We start from the raw sequence: 24,577 nt of genomic DNA, 5'->3' as shown, positions 1-24,577 counted from the left end.
GATTCCGGATTCGCCCGAAACGGTTACCCATGACGACCAAGCCCGCCGCTGAACGACCGAAACGCCGCATCGGCGCCCTCCGCGGCATGTGGCCGTTCCTGAAGCCGCACAAGACACTGGCATTCGGCTGGCTGCTTTTCCTGTGTCTCTCGTCGGGCGCCTCGCTGGTGCTGCCGCTGGCCTTTCGCTACATCATCGACAAGGGCTTCGGGCATTCCAGCCAGGCGGTGATCAACGAGACCTTCATCGCCTTGTTCGGCGTGGCGGTCGTGCTCGCGCTGGCCACTGCCGCCCGCTATTTCTGCATCACCCTGCTCAGCGAACGCGCACTGGCCTCGCTGCGGCAGACGCTGTATGCGCAGGTGATCCGCCTCGACGTGGGCTTCTTCGAGCGCAGCCGCGTCGGCGAACTGCTGTCGCGCCTCAGCGCCGACACCGAAGTGGTGCAGGCGCTGATCGGTTCGGGCGTGTCGGTCGCGCTGCGCAGCGCGGTGATGCTGCTTGGTGCCAGCGCCATGATGGTGTGGACCGCACCGTCGCTGGCTGGGCTTACCGCGCTGGTGATTCCCGCGGTGATGCTGCCGATCCTGGTCTTCGGCCGCCGCGTGCAGAAGCTTTCGCGTGCCAGCCAGGATCGCCTCGCGGACGCGGCGGCCATCGCCAACGAAACCCTCAACGCCGCCACCGCGGTGAAGGCCTACGCCCGCGAAAACATCGAGAGCACCCGTTACAGCAACGCCATCCTGCGCGCGCTGGCCACCGCGCGTCGGCGCATCGGCATGCGTGCGCTGCTGACCATGGCAGTGATCGTGCTGGTGTTCGGCGCCATCACCCTGGTGCTCTGGGCCGGCGCCCGCCACGTGCTGGCCGGCACGCTGGACCCGGGCGTGCTGGGCCAGTTCGTGCTGTACGCCGTGTTCGCCGCCGGTTCGGTGGCCGGCTTGTCCGAAGTGTGGGGCGACGTGTTGCGCGCCGCCGGCGCAATGGAACGCCTGAGCGAACTGCTGGATGAGCGCCCGGACATCGTCGAGCCGGCGCAGCCGCTGGCGCTACCGCGCCCGCTCAGCGGCGCCCTGCATTTCGATCACGTGAGCTTCCACTACCCCACCCGACCCGACACCGCCGCCCTGCACGACTTCACCCTGGACGTGCGCCCCGGCGAAACCGTTGCACTGGTTGGACCCTCCGGCGCCGGCAAAAGCACCGTGTTCTCGCTGCTGCTGCGCTTCTACGATCCGCAAAGCGGCAGCATCAGTGTCGACGGCATCGACCTGCGCGCCGTGACTCTCAACGACCTGCGCAGCGCCATCGCGCTGGTCCCGCAGGAAACCGTGATCTTCAGCGGCAGCGCCGCCGACAACATCCGCTTCGGTCGCGACGGCGCCAGCGACGAGGAAGTGCACGAAGCCGCCCGCGCCGCCGAAGCCCATGATTTCCTCAGCGCGCTGGAAGACGGCTACCAGTCCGAAATGGGCGAACGCGGCGTACGCCTCTCCGGCGGACAACGCCAGCGCATCGCCATCGCCCGCGCCATCCTGCGCGACGCCCCGCTGCTGCTGCTCGACGAAGCCACCTCGGCCCTCGACGCGCAATCCGAAGCGGCCATCCAGCAAGCCCTGGAACGGTTGGAGAAAGGCCGCACCACCCTCGTCATCGCCCACCGCCTCGCCACCGTGCAACGCGCCGACCGCATCGTGGTACTTGATGGTGGCCGCATCGTGGCGCAAGGCACGCACGAAAGCCTGCTGGCCGAAGGTGGGTTGTATGCGGAGCTGGCAAGGCTGCAGTTCGTGGCCTGAGGGCCTGCTCACAACCTTTTCCCAGTAGGAGCGGCTTCAGCCGCGATGCCTTCGATCTTTCGAACGCCACAGCAAAAGCATCGCGGCTGAAGCCGCTGCTGCCCCGGGGCCGGCCGGGATAAATGGCCGCCATTCTCCGGATGCACATCAAGATGCGGGCTAGTAACCGCCATCAGCCGACGCCTGTCGCTTGACGATAATAACCATACGTCGTATGTTTTTATCCATAGTCTACATATGGCGAATGCGATGACAGACTCGAAACCGGCATCGGAGCCATCAGGGCGCAGGCAGCGAAAGCGGCAGCGCATGGCATCCCACATGGCGACGGTCGCCTTCGAACTGTTCGAGATGTCCGGCTACGAGGCCGTCACCATGGAGCAGATCGCAGCCGAGGCCGACGTGGCAAAGGCCACGCTGTACAGCTACTTCCCGGTGAAAGAGGCGCTGGTCGCACATCGGCTCAAGGATGAAATCGCCGACGGCATGGCCGCGCTCGCGGACCGGCTCAGCACACACCGCAGCTTCATGTCGCGGATGCGTTTCCTGTTGCGCGAATCCGCCGCATGGCACGCCGCGAAGCGGGCATACCTGCCGCATTACCTGCGCTACCTGAACAGTGTCGCGGAGTACGCCGTCAGCGACGTACGCAGGGAACCCGGCAGCAAACTGACGTGGGACATCATGACCACGATGTTCCGCGCCGGGCAGCAAAGCGGTGAAGTCGCCACAACCCTTCCGGCCGAGAAACTGGCCTGGTCGCTGCATTACCTGCTGTACGGCGCGGTCACTCACTGGCTCGTCCATCCCACAGCAGACCTCGCCAAGGAATTCCTGCAATCGTTCGACCTGCTGATGAAGGGTGCGGCAGCCGGCCGGCCCACCAGGACACACAAAGCTGCAGTCACGGGTAAAAAGCCCAAGGAGAAAACCCGATGACGCCGAGACAAGCGCCCGTCCGGCCATGGCCCTTCGGACTGCCGCTGTTGCATGCCATCCGCCGCGACCCGCTCGGCTTTCCCGCGCGACTGCACGCGCAGCATGGCGACATCGCGAGGCTGAAGGTGCTCTCCACCGACGTCTACTACCTGTTCAGGCCGGAAGCGGCACGGCAAGTGCTGGTGAACCACCACGACGACTTCGCGAAGGACGAGCGCGTACTGGAGATCATGCAATCGGTGCATGGCGCCAACGTGATCACGACGGAAGGCGCCCTGTGGGAGCGCCAGCGTCGGATGCTTGCGCCCGCCTTCGCGCCGAAACGCATCGTGGCCTGCGCGACGTTGATGGCCGCGGCAGCGGATGAATGCGCCAGTCGCGAGCTGCCGGCCGAAGTGGGTGCCAGTACTGTCGTCGACGTGGATGGGCTGACCACCCGCATCACCATGGACGTGATCCTGCGGGCGCTGTTCTCCTACCGGTACCAGCCAGCGGAAGCTGCCGCCGTGTCCACGGCCATCCGCGCGTTGTCGCGGCAATTGATGCGGGAATTCTTCTGGCCGTTGCGGCCGGTCGCATGGCTACCCTCCCCCGGCCGTGCGGAAAAGCTGCGCAACCTTGCCGTGATCCACAAGCTGATCCGTGCACGGATCGAGGCGCGCAGGCGCGATGCGGCGAACGACGCCAGCACGACAGAGGACATCCTCGGCCTGATGCTGGCCGCCCGCGACGAGCAGGCCGAGGCGCCCCAGAAGGCATTGAGCGAAACGGAAATCCTCGACAACTGCGTCGGCCTGTTCGGCGCGGGGCACGATACCTCGGCGACGGCGCTGACCTGGTGGATCGGACTGATGGCCATGCACCCGGACATCGCTACGCGAGTGCGCGATGAAGTGCGCAGTCTGCCGGAAGATCATGTCCTGGCAGTGAAGGAGATCGCGGAGGCGAAGCTGCTCAACGCCACGATCAAGGAAGCCATGCGCCTGTACCCGCCATCGGTGGCGACGTTCTCACGGCGCGCCTTGCGCGACGTGGAACTGGATGGCCAGACGATCGGCAAGGGCGCGCTGGTCATCATTCCCATATGGAACCTGCATCACGACGAGCGCTGGTTTCCGGAACCCGGCGCGTTCCGTCCCGAGCGCTTCCTGCCGGGCGCGCCAGCCTTGCCGCGCAGCGCCTTCATGCCGTTCGGCATCGGCCCGCACTTCTGCCTGGGGCAGCAGTTCGCCACGGTGGAAATGGCGCTGATCGCGGCACGGCTGATCCGCCACCACGCATTTTCCCTCGACCACCGCGCGGCATTGCCAGCCCCCGAAGTGACCTTGGTATTGAAACCACGTGAGCGATTGAACGTACGCTTCACACGCCTCGAACACGCTTGAGCAGCACCGCTCCCGAACCCTGCCGATCAATTCAAGACGCCATGTCCATCATCCTCACCCCTTTCGCCCGCACCCGCCTGTTCCCGCGCGACCGGCGCCGCAGCGCCATCCAGGACTGCAGCGCCGAGGAATTCGAGCGGCACCTCAACGACGAAGCGCCCGTAAAAGTGTTGGATGGCTACGCCCCATTCTGCAAGTTGCATGTGCACCGCAACTGGACCAGTACGCGCTGCACCGCCACGCCGATCACCGAGACCAACCGCCACCTGCTGCGCTCGGCGTACGAGGCACGCAGTCGCGAGGAGCTGCCGGTGCTGGTGCGCTGGTTCGAGGGTATCGATCCGCCGGTGGCCAACTATCTGTTGCCGATTCTCTACAGCCGCGAGCAACTGGCGAAGGAAGGCGCGCCGATCGATGCCGACTGGGGCGTGGTCGGCTGCCTGTACACGATGGAGCCGGAGGAAATCCCGATGGTGCCGATCACCATGCTGCGCAATGCGCTGGGCGTGGCCGAAGGCGGCTCGGGCGTGCCGCTGGACCGCGAGGCGTATCGGCGTGCGGTGGCGTTCTGGGAAGGGCACGCGAACTGGCGCGGGTAATCCCTGGCCCTTGATTTGTGCCTGCGCCGTACGCATTCCTCGGATGTGCTGCACTCGCCACAGGAATCACGCCATGCGATCTTTCGGCAAACCCGCCCAGGGTGAACGTCTCGAACGTCTGCACGATCTGCCACTGTGGGATGGCGAACGGCTGCGCAATATCCATCCGGTGTTGCCCGGTTTGCGCGATGCGTCCGCGCCGCGGCCGACCATCCGTGACTTTGTCTTTGGCGGCGCGGATCGTACCCCGCCAGCGCCACTGCCTGCCGATGATCCCCGGGCGACATGGCTGAAACGGCCGACCAGCGGATTGCGCGCGACCTGGCTGGGCCATTCCACCGTATTGCTGGAGATCGATGGCTGGCGCGTGCTGACCGACCCGGTGTGGGGCCAGCGCGCCTCGCCATTCACCCTGCTCGGCCCGAAGCGCTTCCAGCCGGTACCGGTGAACCTGCGCGACCTGCCGCACATCGATGCGGTGGTGATTTCGCATGACCACTACGATCACCTGGACTATCCGACCATCCGCGCGCTGGCGAAATCGGAGGTTCCCTTCATCACCTCGCTCGGCGTGGGTGCCCATCTGGAAGCCTGGGGCATTGCCCCGACGCGCATCACCGAATTGACCTGGTGGCAGACCCACCGCGTGCCGGGCACCGGCCTGGACATCACCGCCGCGCCGTCGCAGCACTTCTCCGGACGCGGCCTGAAGGATCGCAACCAGACACTGTGGTCGTCACTGGTGATGCAGGGTGAACGCCACAGCGTGTTCTTCAGCGGTGACACCGGCCTTACCAACGAATACGAAGCCATCCGCGATCGGCTGGGTCCGTTCGACCTGGTGATGCTGGAGGTTGGCGCGTTCCATCCCTCGTGGGGCGACATCCACCTGGGTCCGGAAAATGCGTTGAAGGCGCACGCGATGCTCGGCGGTGGCGTGCTGATGCCAGTGCACTGGGGCACGTTCGCGCTGTCCACGCACGCCTGGGACGAGCCGGTGGAAACCCTGCTGTCGCAAGCTGATCCGCGATACGCGCATTTGCTGCTGCCCCATCTCGGCCAAGCGGTGGAGCCGGCGGAACGGCGACCGGCAACGCCGTGGTGGCGCAGCGGCGATGACCGCATTGAGCGAAAGCACGCGGTCGAGCCGGACCCTGTCGAGACTTCCGAGGCGGAACGCCTTGCAGGCTCGGTGCCCTGGCCGCTCGACTGATCGAGCCGGGATGCTCGGAGCGATAACCCGCGAGCCCGCCACATGGAAGGCCCGAAGTTTCAGCGATGCCGTAACCCAACACCAGTAGGAGCCCGCTCGCGGGCGATGCTCTTTGCCTTCAACGGGCGTCAGAGCAAGAGCATCGCCCGCGAGCGGGCTCCACATGGGACGCAGGCGAGACTCAGCCAGCCAGCGTGCTGCTGTCGATGACGAAGCGGTATTTCACGTCGCCCTTGAGCATGCGTTCGTACGCGTCGTTGATCTTCTGTACCGGGATCATCTCGATATCCGAGACGATGCCCTTCTCCGCACAGAAATCCAGCATTTCCTGGGTTTCGGCGATGCCGCCGATCATCGAACCGGCGATGGCGCGGCGCCTGAAGATCAAGTTGCCGATGTTCGGCGTCGGATGCGGATGCTCCGGCACGCCCACCAGTACCAGCGTGCCATCGCGTTTGAGCAGTGCGGTATATGCATCCAGCGAGTGGCTGGCGGCCACGGTGTTGAGGATGAGATCGAAGCTGCTTGCGTGCGCCTTCATCTCGACGGCATTGCGCGACACCACCACCTCGTCCGCGCCAAGATCCAGCGCCGCCTGACGCTTGTTCTCCGAGGTAGTGAAGGCGACCACATGCGCGCCCATCGCGTGCGCAAGCTTCACGCCCATGTGGCCGAGTCCGCCGATGCCGACCACGCCCACTTTCTTGCCCGGACCAACATTCCAGCGACGCAGCGGCGAATACGTGGTGATGCCCGCGCACAACAGCGGCGCGACGGCGGCGAGCTGATCTTCCGGGTGGTGGATCTTCAGCACGAATTTCCGGTCGACCACGATGCGCTGGGAATAGCCGCCCAGCGTGTGTCCGGGCGCGTCCTTGGTGCGGCCGTTGTAGGTGCCGACCATGCCGTTTTCGCAGTATTGCTCCAGGCCTTCCTCGCAGGACGCGCAGTGCTGGCAGCTGCCGACCATGCAGCCGACACCCACGGTGTCGCCGACCTTGAAGCCGGTCACGTCGCTGCCCACGGCGCTGACATGGCCCACGATCTCGTGGCCGGGTACGCACGGATACAGCGTGCCGGCCCACTCGGAACGCACGGTGTGCAGGTCGGAATGACAGACACCGCAGTATGCGATGTCGATCTGCACATCCTGCGGACCGGGTGCGCGGCGCTCGATGTCGATGGCTTGCAGCGGCTTGTCGGCGGCGTGTGCGCCATAGGCTTTGGTGGTCATGCAATGCTCCTCGGGGATGGGTGGGGGGGAAATCAGGGTGCCGGGGCGACACGATATGCCTCATCGGTCGCCGCCTCCACCCATTCAGGCACTTTGCGCGGGGACCGCGATATGGGTCAACGTCACGGTGGGCATGGCGCCATGCACACCGCGGGAATGGGAATGGCCACCGATGATGCCACCTGCATGCGCGGCATCACTTGTCCACATTGGCTGCAAGATGCGCCGGATAGCGGTCACCCTGCACCGTGATGCCGGCCAGCGCGTCTTCGATATGACGCAGTTCGTCGGCATCGAGCGAGAGGTCTGCCGCACCGATGTTTTCCTGCAGCCGATGCAGCTTGGTCGTACCGGGAATCGGCACGATCCACGGCTTCTGCGCCAGCAGCCAGGCCAGGGCGATCTGCGCCGGCGTGGCGTTTTTGCCGGCGCCGATGCGACCCAGCAGGTCGACCAGCGCCTGGTTGGCCTGGCGTGCCTGCGCCGAAAAGCGGGGTATGTTGCTGCGAAAATCATCCTTGGCAAGCGGGGTGGACGCATCCATCTTGCCGGTCAGGAATCCCCTGCCGAGCGGGCTGAACGGCACGAAGCCGATGCCCAGTTCTTCGCAAACCGGCAGCACCGCATTCTCCGGCTCGCGCCACCACATGGAGTATTCGCTCTGCAGCGCGGTGACTGGTTGCACCGCGTGCGCGCGACGGATCGACGCCGCGCCGGCTTCGGACAAACCGAAGTGCTTCACCTTGCCTTCGGCGATCAGGTCCCTGACCGTACCGGCGACGTCTTCCATCGGCACGTTCGGATCGACGCGGTGCTGATAGAAGAGATCGATGCGATCGGTTTTCAGTCGCTTGAGCGAGGCTTCCGCCACGTCGCGGATGTGCTCGGGACGGCTGTCCATCCCCGCGGAAGACATGCCGACCTTGAAGCCGAACTTGGTGGCAATCACCACGCGATCGCGCAGCGGCGCCAGCGCCTCGCCAACCAGTTCCTCATTCGTGAACGGCCCATAGACCTCGGCCGTATCGAAGAACGTCACGCCGGCCTCGACCGCCTGCCGCAGCAAGGCAATCGCCTCCTGCTTCGGCAGGGGCGTGCCATAGGCGTGGTTCAGCCCCATGCAGCCGAAGCCGAGGGCCGAGACTTCGAGTCCGCTGTTGCCGAGTTTGCGTGTTTGCATGCTTTTCTCCGGGAGCTGATGACCATGAACTGCCTTGCGGCAGGACCAGGAATCGGACTGCCCACAGTGTGCGCCGCCGGCTCCCGCTTTATTAGACGGGATAATCCGAATGCTCTTATGATCTGAACTCATCAATGCTCTTGGCCGGCACCGGCCCGCGGTCACCCTACTCCGTTCACCCTGAGCGTAGGCGCGAAGCGCTGAAGTCGAAGGGCCACGCTCGGCGCGAACGGAAATTCGTGCAGGGAATTGATGCCAATCAGGTCACACGAGACGCAACGCATGCCACGCGAGAACTACAACGACCTGCTGGCCTTTCTCGCCGTGGCGCGCGAACGCAGTTTCACCCGCGCCGCGGCGCAACTCGGTGTGTCCCAGTCGGCGCTCAGCCATACCATTCGCGGGCTTGAAGCCCGGCTCGGCCTGCGCCTGCTCACTCGGACCACGCGCAATGTCGCGCCGACCGAAGCGGGCGAGCGGCTGTTCCGGGAGCTGACGCCCAACTTCGAGGACATCGATGCAGCCCTCGCCCATCTGAGCGAACTACGCGACAAGCCCAGCGGCACCATTCGCATCACCACCGGCGAACACGCCGCCAGCGCCATCCTGTGGCCAGTGCTGCAGAAACTGCTGCCGGATTACCCGGACATCCGCGTCGAAGTGATCAGCGATTCCAGCCTCACCGATATCGTGGCCGATCGTTTCGACGCCGGCATCCGCCTCGGCGAACAGGTGGCCAACGACATGATCGCCGCACCCATCGGGCCGCCGATGCGCATGGCCGTGGTCGGCTCACCGGATTATCTGGCGTCACACCCCAAGCCGAAAACGCCGCGCGACCTCACCCGTCATGACTGCATCAACCTGCGTTTCCTCACCCGTGGCGGCCTGTACGCGTGGGAGTTCGAAAAGCACGGCCACCCGCTGAACGTGCGGGTTGAAGGCCGGCTGACCTTCAACAACACCCGTCACATCCTTGCCGCCGCACGCGACGGCTTCGGTCTGGCTTGCGTGCCCGAGGGCATCGTCAAGGCCGACCTCGCCAGCGGCAAACTGCAGCGCGTACTCGCCGACTGGTGCCCACCCTTCCCCGGCTACCACCTCTACTACCCGAGTCGGCGGCAACCTTCGCCAGCGTTCTCATTGTTGGTGGAAGCGCTGCGGCAGCAAGCCTGACGCCTGGCGCCCACGCGCCACGGAGCACCTCGAAAACCTGCGCGCGTCACCCAACCAAAAATCCTTCGCGCACAAGGTGCGCTCCCGCAAGGAATCCGGATGTTACGGAAAGACTTCGAGTAGCCCTCAATGCGCCGACCGTACCGGTTGCGCATCCACTGCACGCTTGACGGTAGCCACGAAGTCGTGCCGTGCGGCAACCAGCGCATCGGAGGTGGCATGCGGCCATGCCGCGACCTGGGCGATCACCAAATCGCGTGCCGGATCGACGTAGACCATCTGGCCGAAGATGCCGATGGCGGCATAGCTGCCGTCCTTGTCGGTCCACCACAGGTAGCCGTAACCGCGATCCGGCGAATCGACGTTTTCCTGATGGCGAATGGCGCCGTGCAGCCACGCGCTGGCCACCACTTGCTTGCCGTCGATGCGCCCGCCGCCGAGCATGAATTGCCCCAGTCGCGCGTAATCACCCAGCGTGGCCGACAGCCCGCTGCCGCCGGTATCGCTGCCATCGCATTCGTCCTTGATCCAGAACGCATCGGAAGCCATGCCGTAGGGCTTCCACACCGTTTGCGAAAGGTAAGCCCCCAGCGAACGATGCGTGGCACGCTGCACCAGGATGCCGAGCAGATCGGTTTCGGCGGTGTTGTAGTTCCAGTGCGTACCGGCCGGCCATTGCCGCGGCATCTTCATCAGGTACGACAGCACGTGTGCGCGGCCATCGGCGCAGGCGCCCATGTACATCTGCGCCACGTCGGACTTGGCATCAGCGTAATCCTCGTTCCAGCGCACGCCCGAGGTCATGGTCAGCAACTGTTGCACGGTGACATCGGCGTAGGCGGTACCGCGCAGTTCCGGGATATAGGTGCCCAATGTGTCCTGCATGCTGTGGATGTAACCCTGCTGCAAGGCGATGCCGAGCAAGGTGGACGTGACCGACTTGGCCACCGAGAACGAGGTCCAGCGCTGCGTCGGCCCGAACCCCAGCGCGTAGCGTTGCAGGCGCACGCGGCCATGCTGCAGCACCATCACGCCGGCCACGTGGTACTTGGCCATGTAATTAGCCAGCCACGCCGAATCGCCCTTCACGCCCAGTGACAGCGGCTTGCCTTGCGGCAGTGCGTGAACCTGCGCGCCATGCGCAACGCGGTCGCTGGGGAAGCGCGCATTCATCTGCCGAAAGCGGGATTCGCGCTGCGCCTGGGTCCAGAACAGCACCGCCTCGCGCTGCTGGCCGATCGTCGGAGCACTTGTCGGCGTCGCCTCGCCGGCCATCGAGGGCACGGCGATGGATACGCACAACACGGCGGCCAACAGGCAGCGACTGATCTTCGAATACATGCTGGCGTGTACCTGGCAATGGCGAAGTCGTCATTTTAACGCGCATGTTGGTATGACTCGGGACTCAGGTGACGGAGCGCTTCGCGCCATGGGTGCTCGTCAGATCGTCCTGCAACACCGACTGTTCCATCCAAGAAAACGCCTATCGCGTCGATTGAAAAAACCGAATGGCCTGCCTGTGCCGTCGCAGGCACACTCGATGAACAAAGCCACTCCCCTCCCCATTCGCCAAAAGGAACTACGCCATGTCCGATTCCACGAGCAAGCCTGCAGGCGCATCCACCACCGGTGCCGGCGCCCCCGCCGTCAGTGACCGCAATTCGCTGACCGTCGGCGCCAATGGCCCGATCCTGCTGCACGACACACATCTGCTGGAGCAATTGGCGCACTTCAACCGCGAGAAGGTGCCCGAGCGCCAGCCGCACGCCAAGGGCGCCGGCGCATTCGGCGTGCTGAAGGTCACCGAGGATGTTTCCCGTTACACCAAGGCCGCACTGTTCCAGCAAGGTGTGAGCACCGACATGCTGGCGCGCTTCTCCACCGTCGCCGGCGAGATGGGCAGCCCGGACACCTGGCGCGATGTGCGCGGCTTCTCGCTGAAGTTCTATACCGACGAGGGCAACTACGACCTGGTCGGCAACAACACGCCGGTGTTCTTCCTGCGCGATCCGATCAAGTTCCCGCATTTCATCCGCAGCCAGAAGCGGCTGCCGGATTCGGGCCTGCGCGACAACCACATGCAATGGGACTTCTGGACAAGCAACCCGGAAACCGCGCACCAGGTTACCTACGTGATGGGCGAACGTGGCCTGCCGCGCACCTGGCGTCACATGAACGGCTACGGCTCGCATACCTACATGTGGATCAACGCCGCCGGCGAGAAGTTCTGGGTGAAGTACCACTTCCACACCCGCCAGGGCATGGCCTTCTTCAACAACGCCGAAGCCGCCGCGATGGCCGGTGAGAATGCCGACTTCCATCGCGCCGACCTGTTCAACGCGATCAAGCGTGGCGATTACCCCGTGTGGGATTTGTCGGTACAGGTGATGCCGTACGCCGAGGCGAAGGACTATCGCTTCAATCCGTTCGACCTGACCAAGACCTGGTCGCACAAGGATTACCCGCTGATCAAGGTCGGCACGATGACCTTGAACCGCAACCCGGAGAACTTCTTCGCGCAGATCGAGCAGGCCGCGTTCTCGCCGGGCAACACCGTGCCTGGCATCGGCCTGTCGCCTGACAAGATGCTGCTGGGTCGTGCATTCGCCTATGCTGACGCGCAGCGCCATCGCATCGGCGCCAACTTCCACCAGTTGCCGGTGAACCAGCCCAAGGTGTCGGTGAACAGCTACCTGTTCGACGGCCAGATGGCGTATCACCACAGCGGCAGTGCGCCGGTATACGCGCCCAACAGTGGCGGGCGCCCCTGGTCCGATGACACCGGCCCGGTCGCCGATGGCTGGGAAACCGATGGCGAGATGGTGCGCAGCGCCTACACGCTGCATGCGGAAGACGACGACTTCGGTCAGGCCGGCACGTTGGTGCGCGAGATATGGAACGATGCCCAGCGCGCCCAGTTCGTCGACCAGGTCGCCGGCAGTTTGCTCGGTGGCGTGCGCAGCCCGGTGCTGGAACGCGCCTTCGAATACTGGAAAAGCGTGGACGCGAAGATCGGCCAGCAGATCGAGGACAAGGTGCGCGCCGGCAGTGCAGCGGAGCCGTCCGAGGGCATGGGCGAAAGCTGAGAGTTCGTGAACTTTTCAAACTCAAAGCACTGGCCATGGCGAGGGCATGGAGGCCCGAGTTGAGGCAACACAGGAGCGGTTGTCCGATGGCCGGTCGTCAGCAGTCACACGAGTGGCTGGTTCGCATGAGCCAGTCCGGGCATGTACAGGACTGGCGATGGAAGAAAACCACGGGAAGTGGTTTTCTTCCATCGCCCCGAACGTCTCCCGCATCGTGAAGAACGCCCGCGAGCCTAGCGGCACAAATCATCCGGGCTGCAAGGCGTACCATGCGGCGCATCTTTCCGCCCCGGATGTTTGCACCGCCCAGGCTCCGAGGCGCACCGTCAATAGGTGGCGCTCCCCGGTCGCGGGTTTGCCGGCATGCTCGCGGCGTTGCCGCCATCGCTTAGCACGCGCCGCAGGAAAGCCATCACCACGCGGTCCTGCCCCGCCCGCATCAGCTGTACGGCGGTATTGCCGTACGGATGGATGGGCGTTTCGTGCAGCCACTCCCACACCGCGCGCCGATCGGGTTCGATGCGCATCGCCAGTGCAAGAATGTCCGGCAGCAGACCGTCTTCGCGTGCAGCGCAACCCTGCAACGACAGCCACCGCCCGGCGACTTGCTTTGCGCGCGCTGCCGCGCCTGTCTCATGAGTGCATGCGTGCATGCGCGATCTCCGCAGGTTCGCGCATGAGATCGACGCCCATGCGTCCCCTCATGCAAAGCCGTGGAAACCAGCCGTCAGCTTCCACATGGATTTCAGGCCAGCCGCATGGACAGTTCGACATCCTCGTCGAACGGCAGCGACAGATAGCCATTGGCCGGTGAACGCACGTAGGCCAGGTATTCGGGGCTGTAGTCGGCGTTGTCGGCCAGCACGAAGGCACCCGCTACGAGACGGCTTTCCAATAGGCCAAGCACTTCCGGATACAGCGCCTTGGCGCCATCGAGCAGCACCAGATCGATACGCTCGGGAAGATCGACGCGCAGCGTCTCAAGCGCATCGCCCTGACGGATTTCCACCAGGTCGGCCAGGCCGCCAGCGGCCAGGTTGTCTCGTGCACGCGCCACCTTGGACGGCTCGAACTCGCTGGTGATCAGCCGACCACCGCCGTTGTCGCGCAGCGCCGCAGCCAAGTGCAAGGTGGAGATGCCGAACGAGGTGCCAAACTCGACGATGCTGCGCGCCCGGCAGCCGCGCGCCAGCATGTACAGCAGGCTGCCGGTAGCACGCGACACCGGAAGCGGCAGGTCCTTCAGGCGACCATACAGGTCGAGGTATTCGGTCTTGCTTCGCATCAGCCGCTCGCGCTCGTCGGACGACAGCGCGGCCACTGCCGGACTGGTCGCGGGGGACGCCGCATCGGCCTGGACAAACAGGCGATCGAGCAGCGATGCAAGGGGATCGGTGGTCAAGGTATTCACGGCGGATCTCCGGTTGAAAGTGCACGTTTTGGAACGCCGGACTAGAATGCGATGGATTCGTCAGTTTCGCTATTCGCATTGGTACCCACGCCATGAACGAACCACGCAAACCAATGATTTCACAGCGGAAACTGCCGCAGCAGGCGCGCTCGACCGCCTCGGTGGCGATCATCCTGGAAGCCGCCACTCAGGTTCTGGCCAAGGAAGGCGCGCAGCGTTTCACCACGGCCCGCGTGGCCGAGAAAGCCGGCGTCAGCGTCGGCACGCTGTACCAGTATTTTCCGAACAAGGCGGCAATCCTGTTCCGTCTGCAAAGCGACGAATGGCGACAGACCACCGACCTGCTGCGCGGGATCCTGGAAGACACCGACAAGCCGCCACTGCAGCGTCTGCGTGCGCTGGTGCTCGCCTTCATCCGCTCCGAATGCGAGGAAGCCCGCATGCGCGTGGCGCTGGACGACACAGCACCGCTCTACCGCGACGCACCCGAGGCGCACGAGGCCCGGGCATCGGGACATCGCGCCATGCAAACCTTCATGGCCGAGATCCTTCCCAAGGCTTCACCGGCCAGCCGCAAGCTGGCCGGTGACCTGATCGTGAGCACCTTCAGCGCGGTCGGAAAGCAGTTTTCGGAAAGCCCGCGCACGGCGAGGGAGATCGAGCACTACGCCGCAGCGATGGCGGACATGTTCTGCGCCTACCTGGAACGCCTTGGCGGGGCTTGAACCACCAAGGCGCACGGGGCCGCGTGCCCCGCGCTAGTCCTCGAGCATGCTGACGTCGCGCACCGCGCCCTTGTCGGCACTGGTCACCAGCTTGGCGTAGGCCTTCAGCGCGGAGCTGACCTTGCGCTTGCGCGGTGATTTCGGCTTCCAGCCCGCGGCCGCCTGGGCACTGCGTCGGCGCTCCAGTTCCTCGTCGCTGACCTCGAAACGCACGATGCGGTTGGGGATGTCGATGACGATGGTGTCGCCGGTCTGCACCAGGCCGATATTGCCGCCTTCGGCCGCCTCGGGCGATACGTGGCCGATCGACAGGCCAGCCGTACCACCGGAGAAACGGCCGTCGGTGATCAGCGCGCAGACCTTGCCCAGGCCCTTGGATTTCAGATAGCTGGTGGGGTACAGCATTTCCTGCATGCCGGGGCCACCGCGCGGACCTTCGTAGCGGATGAGGACGACATCGCCGGGCTTGACCATGCCGCTGAGGATGGCCGCCACGGCGGCATCCTGGCTTTCGAGCACCACGGCCGGACCGCTGAAGGTGAGAATGCTCTTGTCGACGCCGGCGGTCTTCACGATGCAGCCGCGCTCGGCGAGGTTGCCGTAGAGCACGGCCAGGCCACCGTCCTGGCTGTAGGCGTGCTCGCGCGTGCGGATGCAGCCAGCCTCACGATCGGTATCCAGCGTGTCGTAGCGGCAACCCTGCGAAAACGCGACCTGGGTGCGCACGCCGGCCGGGCCGGCACGGTAGAACTCGTGCACGGCGGGATCTTTCGTGCGCGCCACGTCCCACTGGTCCAGCGCCTCGGCCAGCGAGGGGCTGTGGACCACGGGCACCGAGGTATCCAACAGGCCGGCACGATCCAGCTCGCCCAGGATCGCCATCACGCCACCGGCGCGATGCACGTCCTCCAGGTGATAACTGCTCGATGGCGCCACCTTGCACAGGTTGGGCACCTTGCGCGACAGGCGGTCGATGTCGCTCATGGTGAAATCGATCTCGCCTTCCTGCGCGGCTGCCAACAGGTGCAGCACGGTATTGGTCGAACCACCCATGGCGATATCCAGCGAGATGGCGTTCTCGAACGCGGCCTTGCTGGCGATGTTGCGCGGCAGTGCCCGCGCATCGTCTTCTTCGTAGAAGCGTCGCGCCAGTTCGACCACGGTGCGGCCCGCCTGGCGGAACAACTGTTCGCGATCCGCGTGCGTGGCCACCAGCGAACCATTGCCCGGCAGCGACAAACCCAGCGCCTCGGTCAGGCAGTTCATCGAGTTGGCGGTGAACATGCCCGAGCACGAGCCGCAGGTGGGACAGGCGGAGCGCTCGATTTCCTGCACCTCGGCGTCGGGCACGTTGTCGTCCGCGGCGGCCACCATCGCGTCGATCAGGTCGAGCGCAACCTCCTTGCCGGCCAGCCGGGTCTTGCCCGCTTCCATCGGACCACCCGACACGAACACCACCGGAATGTTCAGGCGCAACGCAGCCATGAGCATGCCGGGGGTGATCTTGTCGCAATTGGAAATGCACACCAGCGCGTCGGCACAATGCGCGTTGCACATGTACTCCACGCTGTCGGCGATGATGTCGCGCGATGGCAGGCTGTAGAGCATGCCGTCGTGGCCCATGGCAATGCCGTCGTCCACCGCGATGGTGTTGAACTCCTTGCCGACGCCACCGGCGCGCTCGATCTCCTCGATCACCAGTTGCCCCATGTCCTTCAGGTGCACATGACCGGGCACGAACTGGGTAAAGGAGTTGGCCACCGCGATGATCGGCTTCTTGAAATCGCCATCCTTCATGCCGGTGGCGCGCCACAGCGCGCGGGCGCCGGCCATGTTGCGGCCGGAGGTGCTGGTACGGGAGCGATGGACTGGCATAAGGTTTCCCCGAGGACATTGGCTGGTGGCTGAAACCATTCTGGTTGGACGCTCACCATAGCGTCCAATACAATACAGATAGTCCAGCCATATGGAACGCGAATAGTGGAATTCAGGCAGCTACGCTACTTCGTGGCCATCGTCGAGGAAGGCGGTTTCTCGCGCGCCGCCGAACGCCTGCACATTTCGCAGCCGCCGCTGTCGATCCAGATCCGCAACCTCGAAAACGAGCTGGGCGTGCAATTGCTCGAACGCAGCAACCGCGGCGTGTTGCTGACCGCGGCGGGCACGGTGTTCTACGAGGAAGCACAGGCCATGCTGGCGCGGATGGAGCACGCCCGGGTCAAGACGCAGCAGACCGATCGCGGCGACATCGGCATGCTTTCGGTCGGCTTCGTCTCGATTGCGGACTACAGCATTCTGCCGCCGGCACTGAAAAACTTCCGCGCCGCGTTCCCGATGGTTGAAGTGCAGCTGCACGAACTGACCACCGATGCGCAAATCCGCGAGCTGCGCGCGGCGCGGCTCGACCTGGGCATCGCCCTGGCTCCGGTCGACGAACCGGACCTGGCGTTCAAGGGCATCATGCGCGAGGAACTGGTGCTGGCCGCGCCGTCGACCCACCCCGCAGCGAAAGGCGACGGCCCGCTGGATCTGCGCACGCTGTCGCGAGCCAGCTTCATCGTGCCGCCGCGCGAGATCGCCTCGGGCCTGTACGACCTCACCATCCGCCACTGCCACGCCTCCGGCTTCGCCCCGCAGATCACCCAGCATGCGCGGCAGATGCAGACCGTGATCGGGCTGGTCTCCAGCGGCATGGGCGTGGCGCTGGTGCCCTCCTCCGTGCGCAACCTGCAACGCGCCGGTGTCCGCTATCGACAACTGCGCGGCAAGCCGGCCCAGATCGAGCTTGGCACCGTGCGCCTACGCAACGCCGGCAGTCCGCAGGCGGAGAATTTCATCGCGGCGCTGACCCATGTCGCGAACGCAGCCACGCGCGGCGAGTGACGATACCGCTTTCGTTCATTTTTCCCGGCAAGGCCGGCAAATGGCCCTGCACATCGAGCGGCGCGGCTCACTGGTGCCGTTCTTTCACCGAAGCATCACGCGCGCGTTCACGCCATCGTGCAAAACACGGTGATTCCATCCACGGCACACCGGCCCACGCCGCCATGGCGCGGGCTCACAGGGGCTGGGCCCGTGCAAACAGCACGGCCCTGCCTTCCATGTCGCAAGGAGTTTCCGATGATCAAGCGTACGCTTCCCCTGTTGATTGGCCTGTCGGTCTGCAGCCTTGCCTTTGCACAGGACACGCCGCCCGCCACGCATACGGCGACGACCACCACGCGAACCACCACCACGGTTTCCAACTGGACCTCGCGTCGACCCGAGGGCGCGTTGAGCGAAGCGCGCATCAAGACGGCGATCGCCAATGCCGGCTTCAAGGAGGTCAAGGGCCTGAAGTTCAAGGATGGCGTGTGGCAGAGCAAGGCCCGCGGCGGCGGCAAGCAGTGGGTCGACCTGCGCGTGGGCCCGGTCAACGGCAAGGTCTATGTCGACGACGCTCCGTCGAAACTCAACCAGGACGAAGTCAGCGCCAAGCTGGCGGCCGCCGGTTACCAGAATGTCCACGACGTGGACTACAAGCACGGCCTTTGGAGCGCCGAGGCCAAGAACGCCCATGGCCACGATGTCGACCTGCTGGTGGATCCGGATGACGGCAGCGTGGTCGCCAAATCGCACGATTGACGGGTGAATGCCACAGGTATTCCGAAAGCCCGGCGCGAGTCATGGCGCCGGGTTCTTTTCGCTCCAAGCAGCTCCGGCGCGAGGCATGCCGGTCTTGCCTGAACCCTCGTGATTCGCCCACGCGACCCGACGGCAATGGTAGCCTGCAGGCCACGCGGTGCGACCGGTGCTGCGGTTGCCCAAGCGAACGGGGGCCTGATTCATGGTGGATGTGTCGTTTCTCGCCGGCGGCGGCGAAATGGGGGCGTTGATACGCTCGCATGACTGGACCGTGCATCCACTGGGCAATCCGGATGGCTGGCCGCAGGCATTGCGCACCGCCATTCGACTGATTCTCAACTCGCGCCACCAGTTGTGCGTGTTCTGGGGCAAGGACGGCATCTGGTTCTACAACGATGCCTACCGACAGACGCTTACCGACGAGCGTCATCCCTCGTCGCTCGGCCTGCCCGCGCAACAGGTGTGGCCCGAAATATGGAACGAGATCGGACCGCAGATCGCGCAGGTCATGTCCGGTGGCAATGCCACCTGGCACGAGAACCAGCACCTCGTCATGCGTCGCGATGGTCGCGACGAAGACACCTACTGGACCTACAGCTACGGTCCGATCGACGACAGATCGGCGCCCGGCGGTGTCGGCGGCGTGCTGGTGGTGTGCACCGAAACCACCGAACAGGTGCTGGTTTCGATGCGGGCGATGGAAGAACGCCAGAGCATGGCCGAACTGTTCGAGCAGGCCCCGTCGTTCATGGCCATGCTGCGCGGACCCGAGCATGTGTTCGAATTGGCCAACCCCGGCTACATCCGCCTGGTCGGCGAGCGCGAGATCCTGGGACGGACCGTGGCCGATGCCCTGCCCGATGCCGCCGCACAGGGCTTTGTCGACCTGCTGGACGTGGTCTACGAAAGCGGCATGCCGTACACGGCCACGGCGACGCCTTTCGCCATGCAGCCGGCGCCCGATGCGCCAGTCCGCCAGTTCTACCTCGATTTCGTCTACCAGCCGATCAAGGACTGCCGGGGCGAAGTCATCGGGATCTTCGTCGAGGGAACCGATGCCACCGAACGCACCCGGGCCGAAAATGCCTTGCGCGCCAGCGAGGCCAGGCTGCGGGCGCTGAATGCCGACCTCGAGCTCCAGATCGCGCATCGCATGCACGGCCGTGCGCGTACGTGGCAGTTGAGCACCGACATCATGGGCGTGCTCAATGCGGAGGGCATCTTCGAGCTGTCCAACCCCGCCTGGCAGGCCATCCTCGGGTGGCCGGAAGAGACCATCGTCCGCACCTCGTTCTTCGACTTCCTGCATCCCGATGACCTGGCCCGCACCCGGGTGGCGTTCGCCCGGGCCATCGAACTGGGCGAGCCGGCGCTGCGCTTCGAGAATCGCTACCGCCACGCCGCCGGGGGCTACCGCTGGCTGTCATGGGTGGCCATCCCCGAGGATGACAAGATCTACTGCAGCGCGCGCGACATCACCGCCGAGAAGGAAGCCACCGAATCACTGGCGCGCGCCGAGGCTGCGCTGCGCCAGGCACAGAAGATGGAGGCGGTAGGCCAGCTCACCGGGGGTATCGCCCACGACTTCAACAACCTGCTCGGCGGCATCATGGGCGCGATGGAGGCGGCGCGCGCAAAGCTCGACCAGGGCAAGCCCGAAGAGGTACCGCGCTACCTGGAGCTCAGCGAGACCGCGCTGCGCCGCGCCGCGTCGCTGACTCAGCGCCTGCTCGCCTTTTCACGGCAACAGACGCTTGACCCCCGCCCGACCAACATCAACCGATTGGTCGCCGGCATGGAGGACCTGATCCGCCGCACCATCGGCCCATCGGTCCATCTGAAGGTGGTCCGCGCCCCCGACCTGTGGTCGACCCTGGTCGACCCGCCGCAACTGGAAAACGCCCTGCTCAACCTGTGCATCAACGCACGCGATGCGATGCCCGAGGGCGGCCACCTGACCATCGAGACCGCCAACCACGTGCTGGGCGAACGCAGTGCTGCCGCCTGCGAACTCGAACCGGGCCCGTATGTCTCGCTATGCGTCACCGACACCGGCACCGGCATGACGCCGGACGTGATCGCCCGCGCCTTCGATCCCTTTTTCACCACCAAGCCAATCGGCCAGGGCACCGGTCTCGGCCTGTCGATGATTTACGGCTTCGCCCGCCAGTCTGGCGGCCAGGTGCGCATCCACTCCGAACCCGGCGCCGGCTCCACGTTCTGCATCTACCTGCCAAGCCACCAGGCAGGCACAGCCGACAATCCGGCCGTGCAGCCAGCCCGGCCACCGCAGCCGGTACGACAGAGCGAAACGATCCTGGTGGTCGAAGACGAGCCGTCGATCCGCGAACTGGTCTGCGAAATCCTGGCCGACACCGGCTACACCGTGTTGCAGGCCGACGACGGCGATGCCGGCCTGGCCATCCTGCAATCCGATGTACCGATCGACCTGCTGGTCAGCGATGTCGGACTGCCCGGTTCGATGAACGGCCGCGAGATGGCCGACCAGGCACGCATCACGCGTCCCGGTCTCAAGATCCTGTTCATGACCGGCTATGCCGAGCATTCCACGGTCGGCAGCGGCCAACTGGAATCGGACATGCACGTGCTGATCAAGCCGTTCTCGCTGGACACGCTGCGACAGCGGATTCGCGACATCCTGTTCGGACTGGGCTGACCCGGGCCGCGCGAAGCGAGGGCCCGACGGCGCGCCCAATCCGTCTGAACCGTCCACCATTACTGTCGCGTGAAATTCACGATCGGCTTTGCAGAGTACGCCGACGATAGCGGTCAGACGTCGCAAGCTGACCCGAAAACGCGGCGCAAAGGGGACGTAGACATGCGGTATCTCATCACCATGACTGGACTGGCCTTGCTGACACTGGCACTGGCCGCTTGCTCGCCGCCGGCCCCGGTAGTCAAGCAACCATCGAAAGCCTTGCCGCCAACGCAGGGCACGCCGGCGGCGCGCTACGTGCATGCCGAAGCGGATCAGCACCAGGGCGAGTCCGGCTTTCGCCTGCTCATGCGCAGCACCAATGCACTGATGAGCCGCGTGTCGCTGGCCGACCATGCCAAGCATTCGCTGGACCTGCAGTACTACATCTTCGACAACGACGCGACCGGGCGGCTGATGGCGCAACGGCTGCTGGCCGCGGCGGATCGCGGCGTACGCGTGCGTCTGCTGGTAGACGACATCAACGCCAGCAAGTCGATCGACCTGTTCGACGCGCTGGACACCCATCCGAACATCGAAGTGCGCCTGTTCAACCCGTTTGCCACGAAGAAGCCGTCACTGCTGTCCAAGGCCGCCCAGTTCATGCTGGACATGCACCGGCTCAACCGCCGCATGCACAACAAGTCGTTCATTGCCGACGCGAACGTGGCCATCATCGGCGGCCGCAATATCGGCGACGCGTATTTCGATGCCGGCGAGAACACCAACTTCCGCGACCTCGACCTGATCGCGATCGGTCCGGTGGTGCAACAGGCCGAACATGCGTTCGACGAATACTGGAACTGCGCCGCGGCGTATCCGGTGAAGGCGTTCGCCGGCAAGCATGCCGACCACTACGATCTGGCGAAGCTGCGCGTGGAGCTGGCGCATGACGCGCGCAAGTTCGCGCAATCGGATTACGCGCAAGCGACGCTGAGCGAGCTGCCGAATGGCCCTTCCGCCGATCGCCCGGGCAAGTGGTTCTGGGGGCCGGCCACGCTGGTGGCCGACCAGCCGGCCAAGATCGAGGCCAGCTCGGACCAGCCCGAACTGCGCATAGGTCCGGACATCAAGGCGATGACCGACGCCACCCAACACGAGTTGCTGCTGATCTCGCCCTATTTCATCCCCGGCGATCGCGGCACGGCCTATCTCGACGCGCTCGCCCAACGCGGCGTGACCATCAAGGTACTGACCAATTCGCTTGCCTCCGACGACGAACCGATCGTCTATGCGGGCTATTCGCGCTATCGCCGACCGCTGCTGGAACACGGCGTGCAACTGTATGAACTGCAGCCGGCCACCGGTGCGCCGCAGCCCCCCACCGTCGGTGGTACCTCCTCCGGTGTCAGCCTGCATGCCAAGGCCATCGTGGTGGATCGGCAAAAAGTGTTCATCGGTTCGATGAACATGGACGCCCGGTCGAAGCTGCTCAATACCGAGATGGGCATCATCGTCGACAGCCCGGCGCTGGCCGAAGCCGTGACCGCGTTCTTCGACACCGCCACGCAACCCCAATACGCCTACCACGTGACGCTGAAGGCCGATGGCTCCGCGCACGGCGGCACGATGCAATGGCAAGCCACCGAACACGGCAAGCCAGTGACCTACGACCATGATCCCGGCGTCACCACCACGCGCCGGGTGGAAGTGCAAATGCTCAAGCTGCTGCCGGTGGAAAGCCTGCTTTAGTAGCGGCCAGCCACGCGGCACGTGATGGCCATCAGGCAGGCATGCATGGCGTGCATGGCGAAACTGGGCTGTCGTTCGACGTGATGGTGGCAGCCGGATGGCATCCTTGCCGTCCCGGCTCTCGCCGGATTCCAGCCGTCGTCAGCCGCGAAACGTCTTCAGATGCACGCTGGTTTCCGTGGCGGTGATGCCTGGAATGCCGCGAATGCGTTCGAGCACGCTGGACAGCTCGGTCAGCGATGCCACCTGCAAACCGGCGAGCAGGTCCCAGCGGCCGTTGGTGTCATGCAGTTCGGCCACGCCGGGTTCGCCCAGCAGGGCGCGAATCACCGCATGCTGGTTGCCTTCCACGGCGATGCAGGCCCATGCGTGGATGTCGTCCGGTGCACTGTCCGGGCGCAGGCGCACGGTATAGCCGGTGATGACGCCATCGCGTTCGAGCCGGGCCAGCCGATTGCCGACCGTACCCCGGGAGACCTGCAGGTGCTTGGCCAGGTCGGCCACCGAAGCACGGGCATCGTGGCGAAGCTTGGCAATCAATTGGTGGTCGAGATCATCCATCGGTCATTCCGTCAGTCACTCCTGTCATAAAGGCAGAAAACTGGTGATATGCGGTCAATTGTGCCATATCGCGCTGTCACTGCCATCCGGAGAATGGGGTGGGAACGGCTATCCCGCCGACCTGCCAGGAGATTTCCATGCCCCGGACCACCTTGCTCACCACCTCCGACATCGCCCGTATCGTCGCCACTCATGGCTTGCCGGCCGTGTTGTCGCGCATGGTGGAATATCTTGAGGCCGATTACCGCCGCTGGCAGGCCTTCGAGAAAACGCCGCGCCTGGCCTCGCATTCGCCGGTGGGCGTGATCGAGCTGATGCCGATCTGCGATGACCGCGAATACAGCTTCAAATACGTCAACGGTCACCCGGGCAACCCGGCCAAGGGCTTGTCGACCGTGGTCGCGTTCGGCGTGCTGGCCGACGTGCCGACCGGTTACCCGGCGGTGATCAGCGAACTGACCCTGACCACGGCGATCCGCACCGCCGGCACCTCGGTGATGGCAGCGCGCCTGCTGGCGCGTGCGGATTCAAAGGTGATGGCGTTGATCGGCAATGGCGCGCAGAGCGAATTCCAGGCCAACGCCTTCCATCACCTGATGGACATCGAGGAAGTGCGTCTGTTCGACGTCGACCCGGCCGCCACCGACAAGCTGGTCGCCAATCTGGCACTGTCGGCGCCGAAGCTGCGCGTGGTGCGTTGCACCGATGCCACCGACGCCGTTCGCGGCGCGGACATCGTCACCACGGTCACCGCCGACAAGACCAATGCCACCATCATCACCGCCGACATGATCGCCCCGGGCGTGCATTTCAACGCGGTAGGCGGCGACTGCCCGGGCAAGACCGAGATGGCCGCCGGCGTGCTGGAGCGTGCCCGCGTGTTCGTCGAATTCGAGCCGCAGAGCCGCATCGAGGGCGAGCTGCAGCAGATGCCGGCCGACTTCCGCGTGTGCGAACTGTGGCGCGTGCTGGCCGGTGAAATGGCCGGGCGTCGCGAGGCCTCGGAAGTGACCCTGTTCGACTCGGTCGGCTTTGCGCTGGAAGACTATGCCTCGCTGCGCATGATGCGCGACTACGCCCGCGAAATGGGCATGGGCCGCGACGCCGGCCTGATCCCGGACATGGCCGACCCGAAGAACCTGTTCGGTTACATGACCGACACGGCCGCCAAGCCTGGCAGCAAGGTCGCCTGAGCCACGGCATGGAACGGAAGCAGGCCAAGCCTGCCTCCGTTCCG

The 24,577-nt window shown here is 65.0% G+C and carries 20 protein-coding genes; 13 read left to right on the top strand and 7 right to left on the bottom strand.

All coding sequences use genetic code 11. The features are described from left to right. The first annotated feature begins 29 nt into the window (after positions 1-29). The 5 genes from AB7849_RS13930 (at position 30) to AB7849_RS13910 (ending at position 5,935) form a co-directional block, all read left to right on the top strand. Positions 30-1,799, top strand: coding sequence for an ABC transporter transmembrane domain-containing protein (locus AB7849_RS13930; RefSeq protein ID WP_008214392.1), 1,770 nt, complete (start codon positions 30-32; stop codon positions 1,797-1,799). Between the two features lie 321 nt (positions 1,800-2,120). Further along, the gene (locus AB7849_RS13925; protein ID WP_369501181.1) at positions 2,121-2,738 is read left to right on the top strand and encodes a TetR/AcrR family transcriptional regulator; all 618 of its coding nucleotides are present in this window, start codon (positions 2,121-2,123) and stop codon (positions 2,736-2,738) included. Next, complete coding sequence (locus tag AB7849_RS13920) at positions 2,735-4,123, top strand: cytochrome P450 (protein WP_008214396.1); 1,389 nt, start codon at positions 2,735-2,737, stop codon at positions 4,121-4,123. Before AB7849_RS13925 ends, AB7849_RS13920 begins: the two co-directional genes overlap by 4 nt. A 41-nt stretch (positions 4,124-4,164) precedes the next feature. Next, on the top strand, positions 4,165-4,722 hold the full coding sequence (locus AB7849_RS13915; RefSeq protein ID WP_008214399.1) for a DUF3228 family protein: 558 nt from the start codon (positions 4,165-4,167) through the stop codon (positions 4,720-4,722). A gap of 73 nt (positions 4,723-4,795) precedes the next feature. Then, positions 4,796-5,935: an MBL fold metallo-hydrolase gene (locus AB7849_RS13910; RefSeq protein WP_008214402.1), complete on the top strand. Its 1,140-nt coding sequence runs from the start codon at positions 4,796-4,798 to the stop codon at positions 5,933-5,935. A gap of 181 nt (positions 5,936-6,116) precedes the next feature. Here AB7849_RS13910 and AB7849_RS13905 read toward each other — a convergent pair whose 3' ends face one another. Further along, positions 6,117-7,169, bottom strand: coding sequence for an NAD(P)-dependent alcohol dehydrogenase (locus tag AB7849_RS13905; RefSeq protein WP_008215614.1), 1,053 nt, complete (start codon positions 7,167-7,169; stop codon positions 6,117-6,119). Between the two features lie 196 nt (positions 7,170-7,365). Next, entirely contained in the window at positions 7,366-8,349 is a 984-nt protein-coding gene (locus tag AB7849_RS13900) for an aldo/keto reductase (RefSeq protein ID WP_008215616.1), read from the bottom strand. Positions 8,350-8,631: 282 nt separating this feature from the next. Between AB7849_RS13900 and AB7849_RS13895 the strand changes: the two genes are divergently transcribed. Next, complete coding sequence (locus AB7849_RS13895; RefSeq protein ID WP_008215618.1) at positions 8,632-9,525, top strand: LysR family transcriptional regulator; 894 nt, start codon at positions 8,632-8,634, stop codon at positions 9,523-9,525. Between the two features lie 126 nt (positions 9,526-9,651). On the opposite strand, the gene AB7849_RS13890 is transcribed toward AB7849_RS13895, so the two are convergent. After that, positions 9,652-10,866 (bottom strand): serine hydrolase domain-containing protein, encoded by a 1,215-nt coding sequence (locus AB7849_RS13890; RefSeq protein ID WP_008215620.1) that lies wholly within the window; start codon positions 10,864-10,866, stop codon positions 9,652-9,654. 245 nt (positions 10,867-11,111) lie between these two features. Between AB7849_RS13890 and AB7849_RS13885 the strand changes: the two genes are divergently transcribed. After that, positions 11,112-12,611 carry a catalase gene (locus AB7849_RS13885; protein ID WP_369501180.1) on the top strand — a complete coding sequence of 500 codons (1,500 nt, stop codon included), beginning with the start codon at positions 11,112-11,114 and terminating at the stop codon, positions 12,609-12,611. A gap of 326 nt (positions 12,612-12,937) precedes the next feature. Here AB7849_RS13885 and AB7849_RS13880 read toward each other — a convergent pair whose 3' ends face one another. Together AB7849_RS13880 and AB7849_RS13875 are read right to left on the bottom strand one after the other, a co-directional pair. Beyond that, positions 12,938-13,264 (bottom strand): hypothetical protein, encoded by a 327-nt coding sequence (locus tag AB7849_RS13880; RefSeq protein WP_008215624.1) that lies wholly within the window; start codon positions 13,262-13,264, stop codon positions 12,938-12,940. 92 nt (positions 13,265-13,356) lie between these two features. Continuing rightward, positions 13,357-14,022: an O-methyltransferase gene (locus AB7849_RS13875; protein ID WP_008215626.1), complete on the bottom strand. Its 666-nt coding sequence runs from the start codon at positions 14,020-14,022 to the stop codon at positions 13,357-13,359. Between the two features lie 92 nt (positions 14,023-14,114). Here AB7849_RS13875 and AB7849_RS13870 point away from each other — a divergent pair, with 92 nt between their 5' ends. Further along, the gene (locus AB7849_RS13870) at positions 14,115-14,747 is read left to right on the top strand and encodes a TetR family transcriptional regulator (protein WP_037102028.1); all 633 of its coding nucleotides are present in this window, start codon (positions 14,115-14,117) and stop codon (positions 14,745-14,747) included. A 33-nt stretch (positions 14,748-14,780) separates the two neighbouring features. On the opposite strand, the gene ilvD is transcribed toward AB7849_RS13870, so the two are convergent. Next, positions 14,781-16,622 (bottom strand): dihydroxy-acid dehydratase, encoded by a 1,842-nt coding sequence (ilvD, locus tag AB7849_RS13865; RefSeq protein ID WP_369501179.1) that lies wholly within the window; start codon positions 16,620-16,622, stop codon positions 14,781-14,783. A gap of 105 nt (positions 16,623-16,727) precedes the next feature. On the opposite strand from ilvD, the gene AB7849_RS13860 reads away from it, so the two are divergent. The 4 genes from AB7849_RS13860 (at position 16,728) to AB7849_RS13845 (ending at position 22,779) form a co-directional block, all read left to right on the top strand. Next, positions 16,728-17,630, top strand: coding sequence for a LysR family transcriptional regulator (locus tag AB7849_RS13860; protein ID WP_008215632.1), 903 nt, complete (start codon positions 16,728-16,730; stop codon positions 17,628-17,630). A 237-nt stretch (positions 17,631-17,867) separates the two neighbouring features. Beyond that, positions 17,868-18,371, top strand: a complete 504-nt coding sequence (locus tag AB7849_RS13855; RefSeq protein ID WP_008215633.1) for a PepSY domain-containing protein — start codon at positions 17,868-17,870, stop codon at positions 18,369-18,371. Between the two features lie 202 nt (positions 18,372-18,573). Next, on the top strand, positions 18,574-21,048 hold the full coding sequence (locus AB7849_RS13850) for a hybrid sensor histidine kinase/response regulator (protein ID WP_008215636.1): 2,475 nt from the start codon (positions 18,574-18,576) through the stop codon (positions 21,046-21,048). A 162-nt stretch (positions 21,049-21,210) separates the two neighbouring features. Further along, positions 21,211-22,779 (top strand): phospholipase D-like domain-containing protein, encoded by a 1,569-nt coding sequence (locus AB7849_RS13845; RefSeq protein ID WP_369501178.1) that lies wholly within the window; start codon positions 21,211-21,213, stop codon positions 22,777-22,779. A 141-nt stretch (positions 22,780-22,920) separates the two neighbouring features. Here AB7849_RS13845 and AB7849_RS13840 read toward each other — a convergent pair whose 3' ends face one another. Continuing rightward, entirely contained in the window at positions 22,921-23,340 is a 420-nt protein-coding gene (locus tag AB7849_RS13840; RefSeq protein ID WP_008215641.1) for an Lrp/AsnC family transcriptional regulator, read from the bottom strand. Between the two features lie 137 nt (positions 23,341-23,477). Between AB7849_RS13840 and AB7849_RS13835 the strand changes: the two genes are divergently transcribed. Further along, on the top strand, positions 23,478-24,533 hold the full coding sequence (locus tag AB7849_RS13835) for an ornithine cyclodeaminase (RefSeq protein ID WP_369501176.1): 1,056 nt from the start codon (positions 23,478-23,480) through the stop codon (positions 24,531-24,533). The last annotated feature ends 44 nt before the right edge of the window (positions 24,534-24,577 follow it).

It is taken from the genome of Rhodanobacter sp. FW021-MT20 (assembly GCF_041107475.1).
In the GTDB taxonomy this organism is placed as follows: Bacteria; Pseudomonadota; Gammaproteobacteria; order Xanthomonadales; family Rhodanobacteraceae; genus Rhodanobacter_A; species Rhodanobacter_A glycinis.
Note: the sequence above shows the minus strand (reverse complement) of the source record. Positions and strands in the feature narration are given on the sequence as shown.